This window comes from Burkholderia sp. Ac-20345, from assembly GCF_017104825.1.
In the GTDB taxonomy this organism is placed as follows: Bacteria; Pseudomonadota; Gammaproteobacteria; order Burkholderiales; family Burkholderiaceae; genus Burkholderia; species Burkholderia lata_B.
Genome location: NZ_JAAGPO010000084.1, coordinates 1 through 15,443, shown reverse-complemented (window position 1 = coordinate 15,443; position 15,443 = coordinate 1). Strand labels below are relative to the sequence as shown.

Genomic DNA, 15,443 nt, shown 5'->3' with positions numbered 1-15,443 from the left:
AGATTGTAGCGGATTAGCCGGGCAGTTCGTAACGTGGAATTCCCGCCCCCGCCTTCGGGGTCGCGCCCTCGCGCACTGCGCAGAGACGCTGGACGAACGCCTCGCGCGGCGCGGCGACGAACCCGTCCTCGTACGCGACCACCCGCAGGCGGCCGTGCACGGCGTCCAGCAGCTCGCCCGGGGCGAGCAGGAACGCGGGGTTGGACGGTTTCCCGACCGTTTCGTTTCCTTGCGCGAAGGTTTCGTAGATGAGCACGCCGCCCGGCGCTACCGCATCGAGCAGATGGGGCCAGAGCGGACGATGCAGGTAATTCGTGACGATCACGGCCGAGAACCGCTCGCCGGCCGGCAACGGCCACGGCGCGCCTTCGAGATCGGCGTCGCGGGCGTCGACGCCCGGAACCGCACGCAGCGCGGCCAGTGCGTCCGGGTTGCGGTCGAGTGCGACGACCGGATGCCCGTGCGACGCGAACCAGCGCGCATGGCGGCCGCCGCCCGCAGCGACATCCAGCACCGCGCCGCCTGACGGCACGAGCCGCGACCATTGCGCGACCCAGCGCGACGGCTCGGCCTGGGCGACGTGGCCGCCCGCGGCGGCAATGACGGATGCGCTCATGCAGTCGATCAGTTGTACGACAGGCCCATCGCGTCGCGCACGTCGCGCATCGTTTCCGTCGCGTACTTGCGCGCCTTGTCGCAACCGTCCGCGACGATCGCGCGCAGCAGCGACGGATCGTCCATGTACTTCTGCGCACGCTCGAGCATCGGCTGCTGCTCGCGCAGGATGCCTTCGACGACCGGCTGCTTGCAGTCGAGGCAGCCGATACCCGCCGAGCGGCAGCCCTTCTGCACCCAGTCGTGCGTCGCTTCGTCGGTATAGACCTGGTGCAGCTGCCACACCGGGCACTTGTCGGGATCGCCCGGATCGGTGCGGCGCACGCGCGCGGGATCGGTCGGCATCGTGCGGACCTTCTTCGTGATCGTCTCGGCGTCTTCACGCAGGCCGATCGTGTTGCCGTACGACTTCGACATCTTCTGCCCGTCGAGGCCCGGCATCCGCGATGCTTCGGTCAGCAGCGCCTGCGGCTCGACCAGGATGATCTTGCGCGCGCCTTCGAGATAGCCGAACAGGCGCTCGCGGTCGCTCATAGACAGGCTCTGCGATTCCTGCAGCATCGCGCGCGCCTGTTCGAGCGCCTCGTCGTCGCCCTCCTGCTGATACGCGTTGCGCAGCTCGTGATAGAGCTTCGCGCGCTTGCCGCCGAGTTTCTTCGCGGCGTCGAGCGCCTTCTCCTCGAAGCCCGGCTCGCGGCCGTACAGGTAGTTGAAGCGGCGCGCGATCTCGCGCGTCATCTCGACGTGCGGCACCTGGTCTTCACCGACCGGCACGAGCGAGCCGCGATACAGCAGGATGTCGGCCGCCATCAGCACCGGGTAGCCAAGGAAGCCGTAGGTCGACAGATCCTTGTCCCTCAGCTTCTCCATCTGCTCCTTGTAGGTCGGCACGCGTTCGAGCCAGCCGAGCGGCGTGCTCATGCCGAGCAGCAGCGCGAGTTCGGCATGCTCGGGCACCTTGCTCTGGATGAACAGCGTGGCCTGCGCCGGATCGATGCCGGACGCGAGCCAGTCGATCAGCACGTCCCACACGTTCTTCTCGATGACCTCGGGAGTCTCGTAGTGCGTCGTCAGCGCGTGCCAGTCGACGACGCAGAAGAAGCACGGGTACTCGGACTGCAGTTTCACCCAGTTTTTCAGCACGCCGTGGTAATGACCGAGGTGCAGCGACCCGGTGGGTCGCATGCCGGAGAAAATACGTTCAGGGAACATGATTGTCGTTAGAGGAGCGAGGCGAATGGGGACAGGATGGCGCTCAGGACGGCATAGCCGACGTTGACGAGCGGGCGCAGCCAGAAGTTCGTCAGCACGCCCGTCGTGACCAGCACGAGGACGATGATGAAACCGTACGGCTCGATGCGCGACAGCGCGATCGATTGCTTCGTCGGCAGCAGCGCCGCCAGGATGCGGCCGCCGTCAAGCGGCGGCAACGGAAACAGGTTCAGCACGCCGAGCACGAGGTTCGCGCTGACGCCGGCAAACGCCATCCGCGTAAAGAATGGCTCGTCGATGCCGACGGCAGGCAGCACGAGGGTCAGCACGCCCCAGATCAGCGCCTGCACGAAGTTGCAGGCCGGGCCCGCCAGCGATACCCAAAGGCTGCCCCAGCGCGGATTGCGCAGGTTGCCGAACGACACCGGCACCGGCTTCGCATAGCCGAACAGGAACGCGCCGCCCGTCAGGAAATACATCGCGAGCGGGATCGCGATCGTGCCGAGCGGATCGATGTGACGCATCGGGTTGAACGACACGCGCCCCATCATGTAGGCGGTGTTGTCGCCGAGCAGGCGGGCGGCGTAGCCGTGCGCGGCCTCGTGCAACGTGATCGCGAAGATCACGGGCAGCGCGTAGACGGCGATGGTCTGTATCAGGGAAGCATCCATATCGCGTTATTGTAACAAGCGCACTCGCGCAAAAAATGGAACGGCGCGCTTACGCCGCCGAGAGTCCGAATGGTTCGAGCGCGCCGCGCCCCGCGCGCACGAGCTCGGGCTCGTCGCCGGTCAGGTCGATCACCGTCGACGGCTCGCGCGGGCACGCGCCACCGTCGATCACGAGGTCGACCTGCTTCTCGAGCCGCGTGCGGATGTCTTCGGGATCGTTGAGCGGCTCGTCGTCCGGCGGCAGGATCAGCGTCGTGCCGAGCAGCGGCTGGCCGAGCGATTCCAGCAACGCGAGCGTGATCGCGTGATCGGGCACGCGCAGCCCGATCGTCTTGCGCGACGGGTGCGACAGCCGGCGCGGCACTTCCTTCGTCGCCTGCAGGATGAAGACGTACGGGCCGGGCGTCACCGACTTGATCTGCCGGTACTGGCGGTTGTCGACCATCGCGAAGTTGGCAAGCTCCGACAGGTCGCGCACGAGCAGCGACAGGTGCTGCTTCTCGTCGAGGCCGCGAATCCGGCGCACGCGCTCGACCGCATCCTTGTCGTCGAGATGGCACGCGAGCGCATAGCTCGAATCAGTCGGCATCGCGATCACGCCGCCCTTGCTGACAATCTCCACGGCCTGCTTGATCAGGCGCGGCTGCGGATTATCCGGGTGAATCCTGAAGAACTGGGACATGGGGGGTCGTAAAGGGGGAGAAATCGGATGCGCGCGCCGGCAGCAGCGCGGGCGGCAGGCCGCCGCCTGTTGTCAGAGCCAGCGCTCCCAGACCGGTGTCAGGTCGGGCGGCAACGGCGGCAGGCTGCCGAGCTCGACACGGCCCTCGCCTGGCGCATGGAAATCCGAGCCGCGCGACGCTTCGAAGCCGAAGCGGCGTGCGACGTCCGCGTATTCGCGGTACTGGTCGGGCGAGTGGCTGCCGGTGACGACTTCGATCGCGCGGCCGCCCAGATCGATGAACTCGCCGAAGAACGCGTCGAATTCGACGGGCGTATAGCGGTAACGGCCTGGATGCGCGACCACGGCTTCGCCGCCGGCCGCCCGAATCCACGTGACGGCGTCGGGCAGCGTCGCCCAGCGGTGCGGGACGAACCCGGGCTTGCCGTCGCCGAGCAGGCGATCGAACACGTCGGACGTCGACGTGGCATGACCGTTCTCGACGAGAAACCGGGCGAAGTGCGTGCGCGAGATCAGGTCGGGATTCGACACGTACTTCAGCGCGCCTTCGTACGCCCCGGAAATGCCGAGCGTGGCAAGCTGATCGCCGATTGCCACCGCGCGCGCCGCGCGGCCGTGACGCGTGCGGTACAGGCCGTCGACGAGCACCGGATTCGCAGGGTCGACATTCAGGCCGACGATGTGCACGGTGCGCGACGCCCACGTGACGGAAATCTCGACGCCGCTCAGGTAGCGCATGCCGAGCGCTTCGGCCTCGCTGCGCGCCGCCGCCTGGCCGCCGATCTCGTCGTGGTCGGTCAACGCCCACAGGGTCACGCCGCCGGCATGGGCGCGGCGCGCGACGTCGGCAGGCGACAGCAACCCGTCGGAAACATTCGAATGGCAGTGGAGATCGGCGTTCATTGTCGGCATGGCAGGTAAGGCCTCATTCTACTGCAACGCGGCAATGCGCCGCCCGCCTGCCCCGCCGCTGCCGCCGCGCGCCTACGCGCAGAATGCCTCGATCAGCGCCGCGATCTGCTCGGGCTGGTCGTGGTGCACCATGTGGCCGGCATCCTCGACGAGCTTCTCGCGCCAGTCGGGGAACGCGTTGAAGCGCGCCTTGAATTCCGGCAGCGGGATGTCGCCGGCGATGTGCGCCAGCGTCGGCGAATTGACGGCCTCGACGTGCAGCACCTTCGCGCGCACCTGTGCCCAGGTGGCCATCACCTCGTCGAGCCGGTACAGCTGCGGGCCCGGCATCTTGTGCGCGGGGTCGGCCAGCAGATGGTACAGGCCGTCGTCGCCGCGCTTCGACCAGTGCGCGGCGAGGAACGCCGCACGGCGCGGGTCGAGCCGCGGATTGGTCTTGGTCAGGCGCGCTGCCACGTCGTCGAGGGACGCGTAAGGGCGCAGCACGGGCGGTTCGCGCAACTCGTCCAGCCAGCCGCGCAGCCGGCGCGGCGCCTGCTCGGCCCGCGCGGGCGCGAGCCCGAAACCCTCGAGATCGACCACGCGCCGCACCCGCTCCGGCCGCGCACCGGCATACAGGCACACGACGTTCGCGCCCATGCTGTGCCCGACCAGGTTGACTTCGCCGGCCGGCGCATAGTGGTCGACGAGCGCATCGAGGTCGCCCAGGTACTCGTGGAACCAGTAGTGACCACCGCCCTGCCGCGCGACCGGCCAGTCGGACAGCCCGAAACCGCGCGCATCGGGCGCGATCACCTGCCAGTCGCCCGCGAGCGCATCGACGACGAACTGGAACGACGCCGCGACGTCCATCCAGCCGTGCAGCATGAACAGCGTCGGCGCATCGGGCCGGCCCCAGCGCCGGACATGCAGCTGGACGCCGCGCACCGTGACGAAATCGGAAACTGAACTCGAGACACTCATTGCAGCCGCCAGAAAAAAGAATGGTCGTTCGATTATAGCGGCGACGCCTTCTTTCCGGTGTCCGGCAATCGAGGCACCGCTCTAGCGGCGCCACTGCGCAAGGGGCCGCCGGGAAGCGCCCTCTGTCGGGCGCACGGGACGGCTAACGGCAGCCGAAACGCAGCCGAATGCGAGGCTAGCGCCGCGCGTTGCCGTCCGCCCCGTCCTGCGCGGCCAGCTCATCGAGTTCGGCCTGCTCGAATCCGGCATCGCGACGCGCATCGAAATTGAACGGGCCACGCAGCCGCGGCGCATGGTATTGCTCGGCGAGCTGCCGGTAGGTCGGCACGGGATCGCGGCCGGCTTCGTCGCACAGATGCCGGAACCAGCGGTTGCCGATCGCGACATGGCCGATTTCGTCGCGCAGGATCACGTCGAGGATCGCGGCCGACGCATCGTCGCCCGCCTGTACGAGCCGCGCGCGGATCGGCGGCGATGCGTCAAGCCCGCGGGCCTCGAGCGTACGCGGCACGAGCGCCATGCGCGCCAGCACATCGCCCTTGGTCCGCTCGCACATCTCCCACAGACCGTTGTGCGCGGGAAAATCGCCGTACGCATGCCCGAACGCCGCCAGGCGGTCGGACAGCAGCGTGAAGTGATAGGCCTCCTCGGCCGCGACCTTCAGCCAGTCGGCGTAGAACGCGTCCGGCAGGCCCGCAAAGCGCCAGACCGCGTCGAGCGCCAGGTTGATCGCATTGAACTCGATATGGGCAAGCGCGTGCAGCAGCACGGCGCGCCCTTCGGGCGAACGCATGCTGCGCCGCTCGAGCTGGCGCGGCTCGACGAGCGGCGGGCGCGCGGGGCGCCCGGGCAGATCGGCCGGTTCGGGCAATTCGAGCGACGGGGCGATCGCCGCCTGCCCGGCCAGCAGCGCATCGTAGAGCGCGCGCACCTGCGCGGCCTTGGCCGCGGGTTCGGCGTCACGCAGCGCGGCAAGCGCGGTGCGGCGCACGCAGGCGGGCGCATTGCCGAAAGAAGAAGACGCCATGTTCATGAACGGGGACACCCTGCGTGCGCATCGCGGGAGCGCACGCACGCGACGGTTTACAATATGCGATTGTTCCGCGGCGCATGCGAATGCGCCGGGCAAACCAGACGCGCCATTCTACCGGCGCCCTTCATCGAAGAGACAAGGAGACTCCGTGACGATCTACAAGCTGGGCGATACGGCCCCGACGATCCACGAAAGCGTATTCGTCGCCGATACGGCGGCCATCATCGGCAAGGTCGTGCTCGAGGAGAACGCGAGCGTCTGGTTCGGCGCGACGATTCGCGGCGACAACGAGACGATTACCGTCGGTGCAGGCAGCAACGTCCAGGAAGGCGCGGTCCTGCACACGGATCCCGGCTTTCCGCTGACGATTGCCGAAAACGTGACGATCGGGCACCAGGCCATGCTGCACGGCTGCACGATCGGCGAAGGTTCGCTGGTCGGTATCCAGGCGGTGGTCTTGAATGGAGCGGTGATCGGCCGCAACTGTCTGGTTGGTGCCGGCGCGGTCGTGACGGAAGGCAAGACGTTCCCGGACAACTCGCTGATTCTCGGCGCACCGGCGAAAGTCGTGCGCGAGCTGTCGGCGGAAGACATTGCGCGGCTGCGCACGAACGCGAAGACGTACGTCGAGCGGCGTGCGCATTTCAAGGAGCAACTCGTGCGGATCGGGTGATTCGCACGGATTTCAAGGAAGAAGAGTGAGCGACCAGTTACAGAAATTCATGTTCAATGCGGCGCCCGTGCGCGGCGAGATCGTTTCGCTGCGCAATACGTGGCAAGAAGTGCTCTCCCGCCGCGACTACCCCGCCCCCGTGCGCACGGTGCTCGGCGAGATGATGGCCGCGTGCGCGCTGCTGTCCGCGAACCTGAAATTCAACGGCACCCTGATCATGCAGATCTTCGGCGACGGGCCGGTCCAGATGCTGGTCGTCCAGTGCGGTTCGGATCTGTCGATGCGGGCCACCGCGAAGTTCGCCGGCGACGCCGCGCAGACGATCGGCGACGACACGAGCTTTCCATCGCTCGTCAATGCGAGCGGTCACGGCCGCTGCGTGATCACGCTCGACCCGGCCGCCAAGCTGCCGGGCCAGCAGCCGTACCAGGGCATCGTGCCGCTGAACGGCGTCGACGGCCCGCTCGAATCCGTCTCGCAGGTGCTCGAGCATTACATGCATCACTCGGAGCAGCTCGACACGCGGATGTGGCTCGCAGCGGATCGCGACCGCGCGGTCGGCATGCTGCTGCAGAAGCTGCCGGGCGACGGCGGCATCGTGCCGCGTAACGCCGAAACCGATACCGATACGTGGGAGCGCGTCTGCACGCTCGGCGGCACGCTGTCCGCGCAGGAACTGCTCGAGGTCGAACCGGAGGTCGTGTTCCGCCGGCTGTTCTGGCAGGAAAACGTGCAGCACTTCGAACCGGCCGGCACGCGTTTCCAGTGCTCGTGCTCGCGCGAGAAGGTCGGCGCGATGCTGCGCATGCTCGGCCGCGAAGAAGTCGACAGCGTGATCGTCGAACGTGGCCACGTCGAGATCCATTGCGAGTTCTGCAATCAGCGCTACGAGTTCGATCCGGTCGACGTCGCGCAGCTGTTCGCCGCCCCCGGCGTCGAGACGGGCATCGCGCCCGCGACCGACCAGCGTCACTGAGCGGTGGCCCGATGCCCGCCATTCGGGCACGGGCGCATAATGACGCAGGAGCGTCGCACGCACGGCTCCTGCGCCGAAGTCACGCACTTCGGCGCAAGCCGCTTCCCGTCGTCGGCGCGCTGCAGGAGAAACACATGAATCGCCCGCTTCATCGACCGTTTCGCACCATCGTCCTGACGAGCGTTGCAGCCGGTACGCTCGCCCTTGCCGGCTGCGCGATGCCGCCGCCGACTTCCACGATCCTGAGCCGCCTGCCCGAACCCGCTGCATCGGGCGGCCAACCGCGCACGCTGTCGAGCGCCGAACGCAAGCGCTATGACGAGATCGACCAGCAAGTGCTGCGCGAACAGAACAGCGCGATGGCCGCCGAGGCCGCCGCGCGCGCGTGGGCCTATTACTCGCCGCCACCCGTGACCGTCTACGGCGGGTATTACGGTGGATGGGGCAATCGCTGGGGCACGGGTATCGGCTACGGCTACCCGGGATGGTGGTGGTGAGCGCGCCTCGCTCAGCGGATTGATTACCAGCAGGAAATAAAAAAGCGCGGCATTTCCCGCGCTTTTTCAATGGATTCGAGCAATCGTGCTCAGTGATGCGCGGCCTTGGCCTTGTCGCCGCCATGATGCCGCGACGGCTTCGCGATCGACTGCGGATTCGGCACGACACGCACCGGTGCCGCGGATACGGCGCCGCGCGTCGACGTATTCGACGGCGTGTTGTTCAGCGGCACGGCCGGCGCATTCGGCGACACGAACTGCACGAATACCTCGCCGTCCTTCACCATGCCCATCTCGTAGCGCGCGCGCTCCTCGATGGCCGCGGTGCCGCCCTGCAGATCCTGCACTTCGCCCGCTGTGCGCTCGTTGCGCAGCTTCTCGTCCGCATTCTTCTGGAGCTGGTCGTCGAGCTGCTGACGCAATTCATGCACCCGCAGCCAGCCGCCGTGTCCCCACCATAGGGGGTACTGAATGAGCGCCAGCAAGGCAATCAGGACGACAGTGACAAGCCGCATGTAAGAACCGCAGATATAAGAAGCGCCGCTCCGCGCACATGCACAGAGCGGCGTCGATATGACGAACCCGATAGTAGCGCGTTAGCGCAGGTTATAGAAAGCCGATTTACCCGGGTAGCTTGCGATGTCGCCGAGATCTTCCTCGATGCGCAGCAGCTGGTTGTACTTCGAGATACGGTCGCTGCGCGACAGCGAACCCGTCTTGATCTGACCGGCGTTCAGGCCGACCGCGATGTCCGCGATCGTCGAATCTTCCGTTTCGCCCGAGCGATGCGAGATCACGGCCGTGTAGCCTGCGCGCTTCGCCATTTCGATTGCCGCGAACGTTTCGGTCAGCGTACCGATCTGGTTGATCTTGATGAGGATCGAGTTCGCGATGCCCTTCTCGATGCCTTCCTTCAGGATGCGCGTGTTCGTGACGAACAGGTCGTCGCCGACCAGCTGCACCTTCTTGCCGAGGCGGTCGGTCAGCAGCTTCCAGCCTTCCCAGTCGCTTTCGTGCATGCCGTCCTCGATCGACACGATCGGGAACTTGTCGGCGAGCGTCGCGAGGTAGTCGGTGAATTCGGCCGACGACAGTTGCAGGCCTTCGCCCGCGAGCTGGTACTTGCCGTCGTGGTAGAACTCGGATGCCGCGCAATCGAGCGCGAGCAGCACGTCTTCGCCCGCACGGTAGCCGGCCTTCTCGATCGCCTGCAGGATCGTCGACAGGCACTCGTCGTTGCTGCCGAAGTTCGGCGCGAAGCCGCCTTCGTCGCCGACTGCCGTGCTCATGCCGCGGTCGCTCAGGATCTTCTTCAATGCGTGGAACACTTCCGCGCCGCAACGCAGGGCTTCACGGAACGTCGGCTGGCTCACCGGGACGATCATGAATTCCTGGATGTCGAGGCTGTTGTTCGCGTGCGCGCCACCGTTGACGATGTTCATCATCGGCACCGGCAGTTGCATTGCGCCCGAACCGCCGAAGTAGCGGTACAGCGGCAGGCCTGCCTCTTCGGCGGCTGCCTTCGCGACGGCCATCGACACGGCCAGCATCGCGTTCGCGCCAAGGCGCGACTTGTTGTCGGTGCCGTCCAGCTCGAGCAGCGTCTTGTCGAGGAACGCCTGTTCCGACGCGTCGAGGCCCATGATGGCTTCGGAGATTTCGGTGTTGATGTGCTCGACTGCCTTCAGCACGCCCTTGCCGTTGTAGCGGCCGGCTTCGCCGTCGCGCAGTTCGATCGCTTCACGCGAGCCGGTGGACGCGCCCGACGGCACCGCCGCGCGGCCCATCGTGCCCGATTCGAGCAGCACGTCGCATTCGACGGTGGGGTTGCCGCGCGAATCCAGAATCTCGCGGCCGATGATATCTACGATTGCACTCATGGGTTTCCTCTGAGAATGACGATGGATTCTTCAAACTGCGACGGCGCGCGCGCCTGAACCGCTTTCGCTACTGACGCGCGAAGCCGTCGCAAGGTTCATTCGATCTTTAATTGAAATCGTTTTCCAGGAACGGATTGCGCTTCACCGCCTGGTCGAGCGTGACGAGGGTCTCCAGCAGCGCACCCATCCGGTTCAGCGGCACCGCGTTCGGGCCGTCCGACTTTGCCTCGGCCGGATTCGGGTGCGTTTCCATGAACAGGCCCGCGACGCCCGTCGCGACCGCTGCACGCGCGAGCACCGGCACGAATTCGCGCTGGCCGCCCGAGCTCGTGCCCTGCCCGCCCGGCAGCTGCACCGAGTGGGTCGCGTCGAACACGACGGGAGCGCTCGTCTCGCGCATGATCGCGAGCGAACGCATGTCCGACACGAGATTGTTGTAGCCGAACGAGACACCGCGCTCGCACGCCATGAAGCGGTCTTCCGACAGCCCCGCTTCACGGGCCGCTTCGCGCGCCTTGTCGATCACGTTCTTCATGTCGTGCGGCGCGAGGAACTGGCCCTTCTTGATGTTGACGGGCTTGCCCGAGCGCGCGCACGCATGAATGAAATCGGTCTGGCGGCACAGAAACGCGGGCGTCTGCAGCACGTCGACGACCGACGCGACCTGCTCGATCTCCTCGATCGAATGCACATCGGTCAGCACCGGCAGGCCGAGCTGGCGCTTCACCTCGGACAGGATCCGCAGGCCCTCGTCCATTCCGAGGCCACGAAACGACTTGCCCGAGCTGCGGTTCGCCTTGTCGTAGGACGACTTGTAGATGAACGGAACGTTCAGCTTCGCGCAGATCTCCTTCAGGCGGCCCGCCGTGTCGATCGTCATTTGCTCCGATTCGACGACGCAGGTACCCGCGATCAGGAAGAAAGGCTTGTCGAGACCGACCTCGAAATCGCACAGCTTCATGCTTACACTCCGCGCGCTTGCTTGTTGGCAAGCGCAGCTTCGACGAACGACTTGAAGAGGGGATGACCGTCACGCGGCGTGGACGTGAATTCCGGGTGGAACTGGACGCCGACGAACCACGGGTGCATCGAACGCGGCAGTTCCATCATTTCCGGCAGATCCTCGCTCGGGGTACGGGCGCTGATGATAAGGCCGCCGGCTTCGAGCTGGGGCACGAAGCGGTTATTGACTTCATAACGGTGGCGATGGCGCTCGTTCACGTCCTTGCCATAGATTTCTTCCGCCATCGTGCCGGGCTTGATCGGGCAGCGCTGCGAACCCAGGCGCATCGTGCCGCCGAGATCGGATTCCTCGGTGCGCGTCTCGACCTTGCCGTCGCGGTCGTACCACTCGGTGATCAGCGCGACCACGCGTTCCGGCGTGTCCGGCTCGAATTCCGTGCTGTTTGCCTGCTTCAGGCCGACGACGTCGCGCGCGAACTCGATCACCGCGAGCTGCATGCCGAGGCAGATGCCGAGATACGGCACCTTGGCTTCACGCGCATAGCGGATCGCCGCGATCTTGCCTTCCGTGCCGCGACGGCCGAAGCCACCCGGCACCAGCACGGCGTCGAGGTGCTTCAGGCTGTCGACACCGTTCGTCTCGATCTCTTCCGAGTCGATGTATTCGATGTTGACCTTGGTCGACGTGTGCAGCGATGCGTGGCGCAGCGCTTCGATCAGCGACTTGTACGACTCGGTCAGGTCGACATACTTGCCGACCATGCCGATCGTCACTTCGTGCTTCGGGTTCTCGAGCTTCTCGACGAGTTCCGACCACATGGTCAGGTCGGCGTCCTTCGGCGACAGCTTCAGCTCCTCGCAGATGATGCGGTCGAGGCCCTGGTCGTGCAGCATCTGCGGAATCTTGTAGATGCTGTCGGCGTCCCACACCGAGATCACGGCGTCTTCCGGCACGTTCGAGAACATCGAGATCTTCTTCGATTCGTCGTCCGGAATGCGGCGGTCCGCACGACACAGCAGCACGTGCGGCAGGATGCCGATCTCGCGCAGCTTCTGCACGCTGTGCTGGGTCGGCTTCGTCTTCAGCTCGCCGGCCGTCGCGACGTACGGCACCAGCGTCAGGTGCACGAAGCACGCGCTGTTGCGGCCGAGGCGCAGGCTCATCTGGCGCGCGGCTTCGAGGAACGGCAGCGATTCGATGTCGCCGACCGTGCCGCCGATCTCGACGATCGCGACATCCGGCTCACCGCAGGTGGCCGACGCGGCCCCGCGCTCGATGAACGCCTGGATTTCGTTCGTGATGTGCGGGATGACCTGCACGGTCTTGCCGAGATAGTCGCCGCGGCGTTCCTTGCGGATCACCGATTCGTAGATCTGGCCGGTCGTGAAGTTGTTGGCCTTGCGCATCTTCGTGCTGATGAAGCGCTCGTAGTGGCCGAGGTCGAGGTCAGTCTCCGCTCCATCTTCCGTCACGAACACTTCGCCGTGCTGGAACGGGCTCATCGTGCCGGGGTCGACGTTGATGTAGGGATCGAGTTTGAGGAGGGTGACTTTCAGACCGCGCGATTCGAGGATCGCGGCGAGGGAAGCGGCGGCAATACCCTTGCCAAGGGAAGAAACTACGCCGCCGGTGACGAAAACATATTTGGTCATCGCTGGATGCTCGCGGGAAAAACGGATTATACCGTAAAGCCCGCCCTTCTCTCAGCAATTGACTCGATGATCGCGCCCTTTCGCGCCGACCCGCACCGGCCGTGCGCGCCCGGATGAAACCGCCCACCGGCAGCCACAATCGAGCGTGCCGGAGGCGTGCCCCGGCCGCCAGACCATGCGTCAGGCGCGCCTCGTGAGCGGGGCGCCGCCCTGCGACGCATCGCCCTCCACCGCCCTCAGCGAATTCAGCATCCGCTGCAATGCGCGGGCGGTCTCGAGCGGCCGCTCCATCGGGAACAGGTGGCTGCCTTCCAGCCACTCGACGCGGCCGCGCGCTGCGCGTCGCGTCGCATCGAGCCCGACCTGGCGCACCTCGCGCGAACGCGTGCCGGCAAGAAAGCCGAGCGGCACCGGCGCGCCGTGCGCGAGCCGCGGGCCAAGCGTGTGCGGCAGCGTCCGGTAGATCAGGTATTCGACCTGCCGGTCGAATGCGAGCGCCCGCTCGCCGTCGGCGCCGGCCTGCGGAATCCCGTAGTCAATGTAGTCGGCCAGCATCCGTTCGTCCCAGCGCGCGAACGCCGGCTTCTCGCGGAAGTGCCGCCAGACTTCGTCGCGGCTCACCCAGCGCGTGCGCCGGTTGCGCGTCGCGGCGGCCGGCGACAGCCGCTCGTCGAGCCCTGCCCACTGGCTCGCACGTAATGCGCCGGCGCGCCAGCCCGCGATGATCGGCGAATCGATCATCACGACGCCGCGCACCCATTGCGGCTTCTTCAGCGCGGCCATCAGCGACAGGTAGCCGCCGAGCGAATGGCCGACCAGCCAGACGGGACGCTCGTAGCGGCTGCCGATGTCGTCGAGCAGTTGCTCGACGAGATGCGGCCAGTCGCGCGTCACCGGGTAGCGGCGGTCGTGGCCGATCCGTTCGATGTAGCGCAGCTCGTAGTCGTCGGCCAGTTCGGCGAAGATCGTGCGGTACGTCGATGCCGGAAAGCCGTTCGCATGCGAGAAGTGGAGGATGTCCTTCAAACGCCGATGTCTCCTTTGTCGACGGGAGTTAGTGCTTTAGCGCTTACTCCCGCCCCATGCTTGGCGATCGGCCGGAGTCTGTGCTTCAGCCCCTGCTCCGGTCTCATGCTTCGCGTTCTGCCGGGCCCATGCTTCGGCATTGAGCGCGGGTCCCGGGCCTTGTTTCTCGATACGCCGGCTCCCGCCGCGCTCACCGATCCATCCAGTACCGCCGCCGAACGTCGCGATGACGCTCGAAGGCAAACCCGCCGTCGGCCGGCGCGACGTCGAACCGCACGGCGCCGTCGCGATCGGTGCGCGGCAGCGGAATCCCGCGCGCCTCGTAACGGGCGAGAACCGTCCGGTGCGGATGTCCGAAACGATTGCGATAGCCTACAGGAAATACCGCGACGCGCGGCCCGACCGAATCGAGGAAAGGCTCGACCGACGACGTGCGGCTTCCGTGGTGCGGAACGACCAGGATCTGCGCGGCCAGCGCGTCGCGCGCGGTGTCCACGAGGCGGCGTTCGCCGCGCGCTTCGACGTCGCCCGTCAGCAGTGCGGACGTATCGCCCGCGTCGATGCGCAGCACGCACGACTGCCCGTTCGACGAGCCCGTGCCCGGGCCGCCCTGTGGCCACAGCATCATGAACGTGACACCATCCCAAGCCCAGCGTTGCCCGGCCGCGCACGGCAGCCGGTCGGCGACGCCGGCGGCGGCCGCATCGCGCCACAGCCGGCTGTTCGGCGCAATGCCGGCCAGCAACTGGCGTACGTCAGCGGTCGCATAAACGGCCGGTGCACCGCCCGCGTGATCGGCATCCGCGTGACTGAGCACGAGCGAATCGATCACCGTGATGCCGCGAGCACGCAACGCCGGCGCGACGATCCGCGCGCCGGCGTGGGTCGACTCCGCACCCGGCCCGGCATCGAACAGCAAGGTGCGCCGCGCGGTTTCCACCAGCACCGACGCGCCCTGACCGACGTCGAGCACGGTCAGCCGGAAACCGCCCGGCGGCGGCGCATCGGCTGCCGGCGCGACGAGCGGCAGCCATGTGAGCGGCGCCGCCCAGCGCAACGGCCAGCCGCGCGGCATCAGCGCCCATGCGACGCCCACGCAGGCCAGCACCAGCACCGGCCAGTCGGGCATGCGCAGCCAGAACACGCCGGCCGGCCAGTCAGCAAGGTATCCGAGCAACGTCATCATCGGTTCGAGCGCCACGTGCGCAAGCCGGAACGCATACGCATCGAACGGCGCGGGCAGCGCGATGCCGGCCAGCACGACCGGCGTTACGACCGAGCTGACCCACGGAATCGCGAACGCATTGCCGAGCGGGCCCGACAGCGATATCTGCGCGAACCACGCAGCCGTCAGCGGCGCGAGACCGATCGTCACCGCGTATTGCACGCGCGTGGCCTCGGCGATACGCCGCCCGGCGCGTGCGCCCCACGCACGCAACCGGCTCGACAAGCCGGCCGTGCCGTCGCCCTCCTCGCTTTCCGCATCGGCCTCACGCACAGCGCGCCAGCCGGCCACGGCCAGCAGGATCACGGCGACCGCCCCGAACGACAGCCAGAACCCGGCCGACAGCACGGCCCACGGATCGGCAAGCAGCACGCCGCCGAGCGCCGCGCACAGCACCGCGGAAGTCGGCACGCTGCGCCCGGCCAGGTACGCGATGCCGCCGGCCGCGATCATCCACCACGC

Annotated in this window: 16 protein-coding genes; 3 read left to right on the top strand and 13 right to left on the bottom strand. The window is 66.9% G+C overall.

Features of this window, described 5'->3' with window-relative positions:
* Positions 1 to 13: 13 nt before the first annotated feature.
* From G3O06_RS26775 to G3O06_RS26745, 7 genes are all read right to left on the bottom strand, one after another.
* Positions 14 to 616 carry a class I SAM-dependent methyltransferase gene (locus tag G3O06_RS26775; protein ID WP_205818026.1) on the bottom strand — a complete coding sequence of 201 codons (603 nt, stop codon included), beginning with the start codon at positions 614 to 616 and terminating at the stop codon, positions 14 to 16.
* An 8-nt stretch (positions 617 to 624) separates the two neighbouring features.
* A complete protein-coding gene (locus G3O06_RS26770; RefSeq protein ID WP_174967317.1) occupies positions 625 to 1,827 on the bottom strand; it encodes a tryptophan--tRNA ligase in 1,203 nt (400 codons plus the stop codon).
* A gap of 8 nt (positions 1,828 to 1,835) precedes the next feature.
* Complete coding sequence (locus G3O06_RS26765) at positions 1,836 to 2,498, bottom strand: site-2 protease family protein (protein ID WP_174918547.1); 663 nt, start codon at positions 2,496 to 2,498, stop codon at positions 1,836 to 1,838.
* A 49-nt stretch (positions 2,499 to 2,547) separates the two neighbouring features.
* Positions 2,548 to 3,180: an L-threonylcarbamoyladenylate synthase gene (locus G3O06_RS26760; protein WP_174918546.1), complete on the bottom strand. Its 633-nt coding sequence runs from the start codon at positions 3,178 to 3,180 to the stop codon at positions 2,548 to 2,550.
* A 72-nt stretch (positions 3,181 to 3,252) separates the two neighbouring features.
* The gene (locus G3O06_RS26755; protein ID WP_174987409.1) at positions 3,253 to 4,083 is read right to left on the bottom strand and encodes a 3',5'-nucleoside bisphosphate phosphatase; all 831 of its coding nucleotides are present in this window, start codon (positions 4,081 to 4,083) and stop codon (positions 3,253 to 3,255) included.
* 81 nt (positions 4,084 to 4,164) lie between these two features.
* The gene (locus G3O06_RS26750; protein ID WP_205818025.1) at positions 4,165 to 5,055 is read right to left on the bottom strand and encodes an alpha/beta fold hydrolase; all 891 of its coding nucleotides are present in this window, start codon (positions 5,053 to 5,055) and stop codon (positions 4,165 to 4,167) included.
* 175 nt (positions 5,056 to 5,230) lie between these two features.
* Positions 5,231 to 6,088 (bottom strand): ferritin-like domain-containing protein, encoded by an 858-nt coding sequence (locus G3O06_RS26745; RefSeq protein ID WP_205818024.1) that lies wholly within the window; start codon positions 6,086 to 6,088, stop codon positions 5,231 to 5,233.
* Between the two features lie 148 nt (positions 6,089 to 6,236).
* Between G3O06_RS26745 and G3O06_RS26740 the strand changes: the two genes are divergently transcribed.
* The 3 genes from G3O06_RS26740 to G3O06_RS26730 all read left to right on the top strand — a co-directional run bounded on the left by G3O06_RS26740 (position 6,237) and on the right by G3O06_RS26730 (position 8,234).
* On the top strand, positions 6,237 to 6,761 hold the full coding sequence (locus tag G3O06_RS26740; protein WP_071334714.1) for a gamma carbonic anhydrase family protein: 525 nt from the start codon (positions 6,237 to 6,239) through the stop codon (positions 6,759 to 6,761).
* A gap of 25 nt (positions 6,762 to 6,786) precedes the next feature.
* Entirely contained in the window at positions 6,787 to 7,737 is a 951-nt protein-coding gene (gene hslO / locus G3O06_RS26735) for an Hsp33 family molecular chaperone HslO (protein ID WP_174967314.1), read from the top strand.
* Positions 7,738 to 7,871: 134 nt separating this feature from the next.
* Positions 7,872 to 8,234, top strand: coding sequence for a hypothetical protein (locus tag G3O06_RS26730; RefSeq protein WP_174987344.1), 363 nt, complete (start codon positions 7,872 to 7,874; stop codon positions 8,232 to 8,234).
* An 89-nt stretch (positions 8,235 to 8,323) separates the two neighbouring features.
* Here G3O06_RS26730 and ftsB read toward each other — a convergent pair whose 3' ends face one another.
* From ftsB to G3O06_RS26700, 6 genes are all read right to left on the bottom strand, one after another.
* Positions 8,324 to 8,749, bottom strand: coding sequence for a cell division protein FtsB (gene ftsB / locus G3O06_RS26725; protein ID WP_174967312.1), 426 nt, complete (start codon positions 8,747 to 8,749; stop codon positions 8,324 to 8,326).
* An 81-nt stretch (positions 8,750 to 8,830) separates the two neighbouring features.
* Positions 8,831 to 10,114 carry a phosphopyruvate hydratase gene (gene eno / locus G3O06_RS26720; RefSeq protein ID WP_011352544.1) on the bottom strand — a complete coding sequence of 428 codons (1,284 nt, stop codon included), beginning with the start codon at positions 10,112 to 10,114 and terminating at the stop codon, positions 8,831 to 8,833.
* A gap of 106 nt (positions 10,115 to 10,220) precedes the next feature.
* Positions 10,221 to 11,075: a 3-deoxy-8-phosphooctulonate synthase gene (gene kdsA / locus G3O06_RS26715; RefSeq protein ID WP_085039266.1), complete on the bottom strand. Its 855-nt coding sequence runs from the start codon at positions 11,073 to 11,075 to the stop codon at positions 10,221 to 10,223.
* Between the two features lie 2 nt (positions 11,076 to 11,077).
* The gene (locus G3O06_RS26710) at positions 11,078 to 12,730 is read right to left on the bottom strand and encodes a CTP synthase (RefSeq protein ID WP_089431257.1); all 1,653 of its coding nucleotides are present in this window, start codon (positions 12,728 to 12,730) and stop codon (positions 11,078 to 11,080) included.
* Between the two features lie 180 nt (positions 12,731 to 12,910).
* On the bottom strand, positions 12,911 to 13,756 hold the full coding sequence (locus G3O06_RS26705) for an alpha/beta hydrolase (protein WP_205818023.1): 846 nt from the start codon (positions 13,754 to 13,756) through the stop codon (positions 12,911 to 12,913).
* Between the two features lie 190 nt (positions 13,757 to 13,946).
* The coding region (locus G3O06_RS26700; protein ID WP_205818022.1) for a DNA internalization-related competence protein ComEC/Rec2 at positions 13,947 to 15,443 on the bottom strand (1,497 nt) is incomplete at its 5' end.

Excerpts from the sequence above, each read along its gene's own strand:
- G3O06_RS26730 (WP_174987344.1), top strand. The coding sequence starts at position 7,872 with ATGAATCGCCCGCTTCATCGACCGTTTCGCACCATCGTCCTGACGAGC.
- G3O06_RS26710 (WP_089431257.1), bottom strand. The coding sequence starts at position 12,730 with ATGACCAAATATGTTTTCGTCACCGGCGGCGTAGTTTCTTCCCTTGGC.
- G3O06_RS26760 (WP_174918546.1), bottom strand. The coding sequence starts at position 3,180 with ATGTCCCAGTTCTTCAGGATTCACCCGGATAATCCGCAGCCGCGCCTG.
- G3O06_RS26775 (WP_205818026.1), bottom strand. The coding sequence starts at position 616 with ATGAGCGCATCCGTCATTGCCGCCGCGGGCGGCCACGTCGCCCAGGCC.
- G3O06_RS26770 (WP_174967317.1), bottom strand. The coding sequence starts at position 1,827 with ATGTTCCCTGAACGTATTTTCTCCGGCATGCGACCCACCGGGTCGCTG.
- kdsA (WP_085039266.1), bottom strand. The coding sequence starts at position 11,075 with ATGAAGCTGTGCGATTTCGAGGTCGGTCTCGACAAGCCTTTCTTCCTG.
- G3O06_RS26745 (WP_205818024.1), bottom strand. The coding sequence starts at position 6,088 with ATGAACATGGCGTCTTCTTCTTTCGGCAATGCGCCCGCCTGCGTGCGC.
- ftsB (WP_174967312.1), bottom strand. The coding sequence starts at position 8,749 with ATGCGGCTTGTCACTGTCGTCCTGATTGCCTTGCTGGCGCTCATTCAG.
- G3O06_RS26750 (WP_205818025.1), bottom strand. The coding sequence starts at position 5,055 with ATGAGTGTCTCGAGTTCAGTTTCCGATTTCGTCACGGTGCGCGGCGTC.
- G3O06_RS26765 (WP_174918547.1), bottom strand. The coding sequence starts at position 2,498 with ATGGATGCTTCCCTGATACAGACCATCGCCGTCTACGCGCTGCCCGTG.
- eno (WP_011352544.1), bottom strand. The coding sequence starts at position 10,114 with ATGAGTGCAATCGTAGATATCATCGGCCGCGAGATTCTGGATTCGCGC.
- G3O06_RS26755 (WP_174987409.1), bottom strand. The coding sequence starts at position 4,083 with ATGAACGCCGATCTCCACTGCCATTCGAATGTTTCCGACGGGTTGCTG.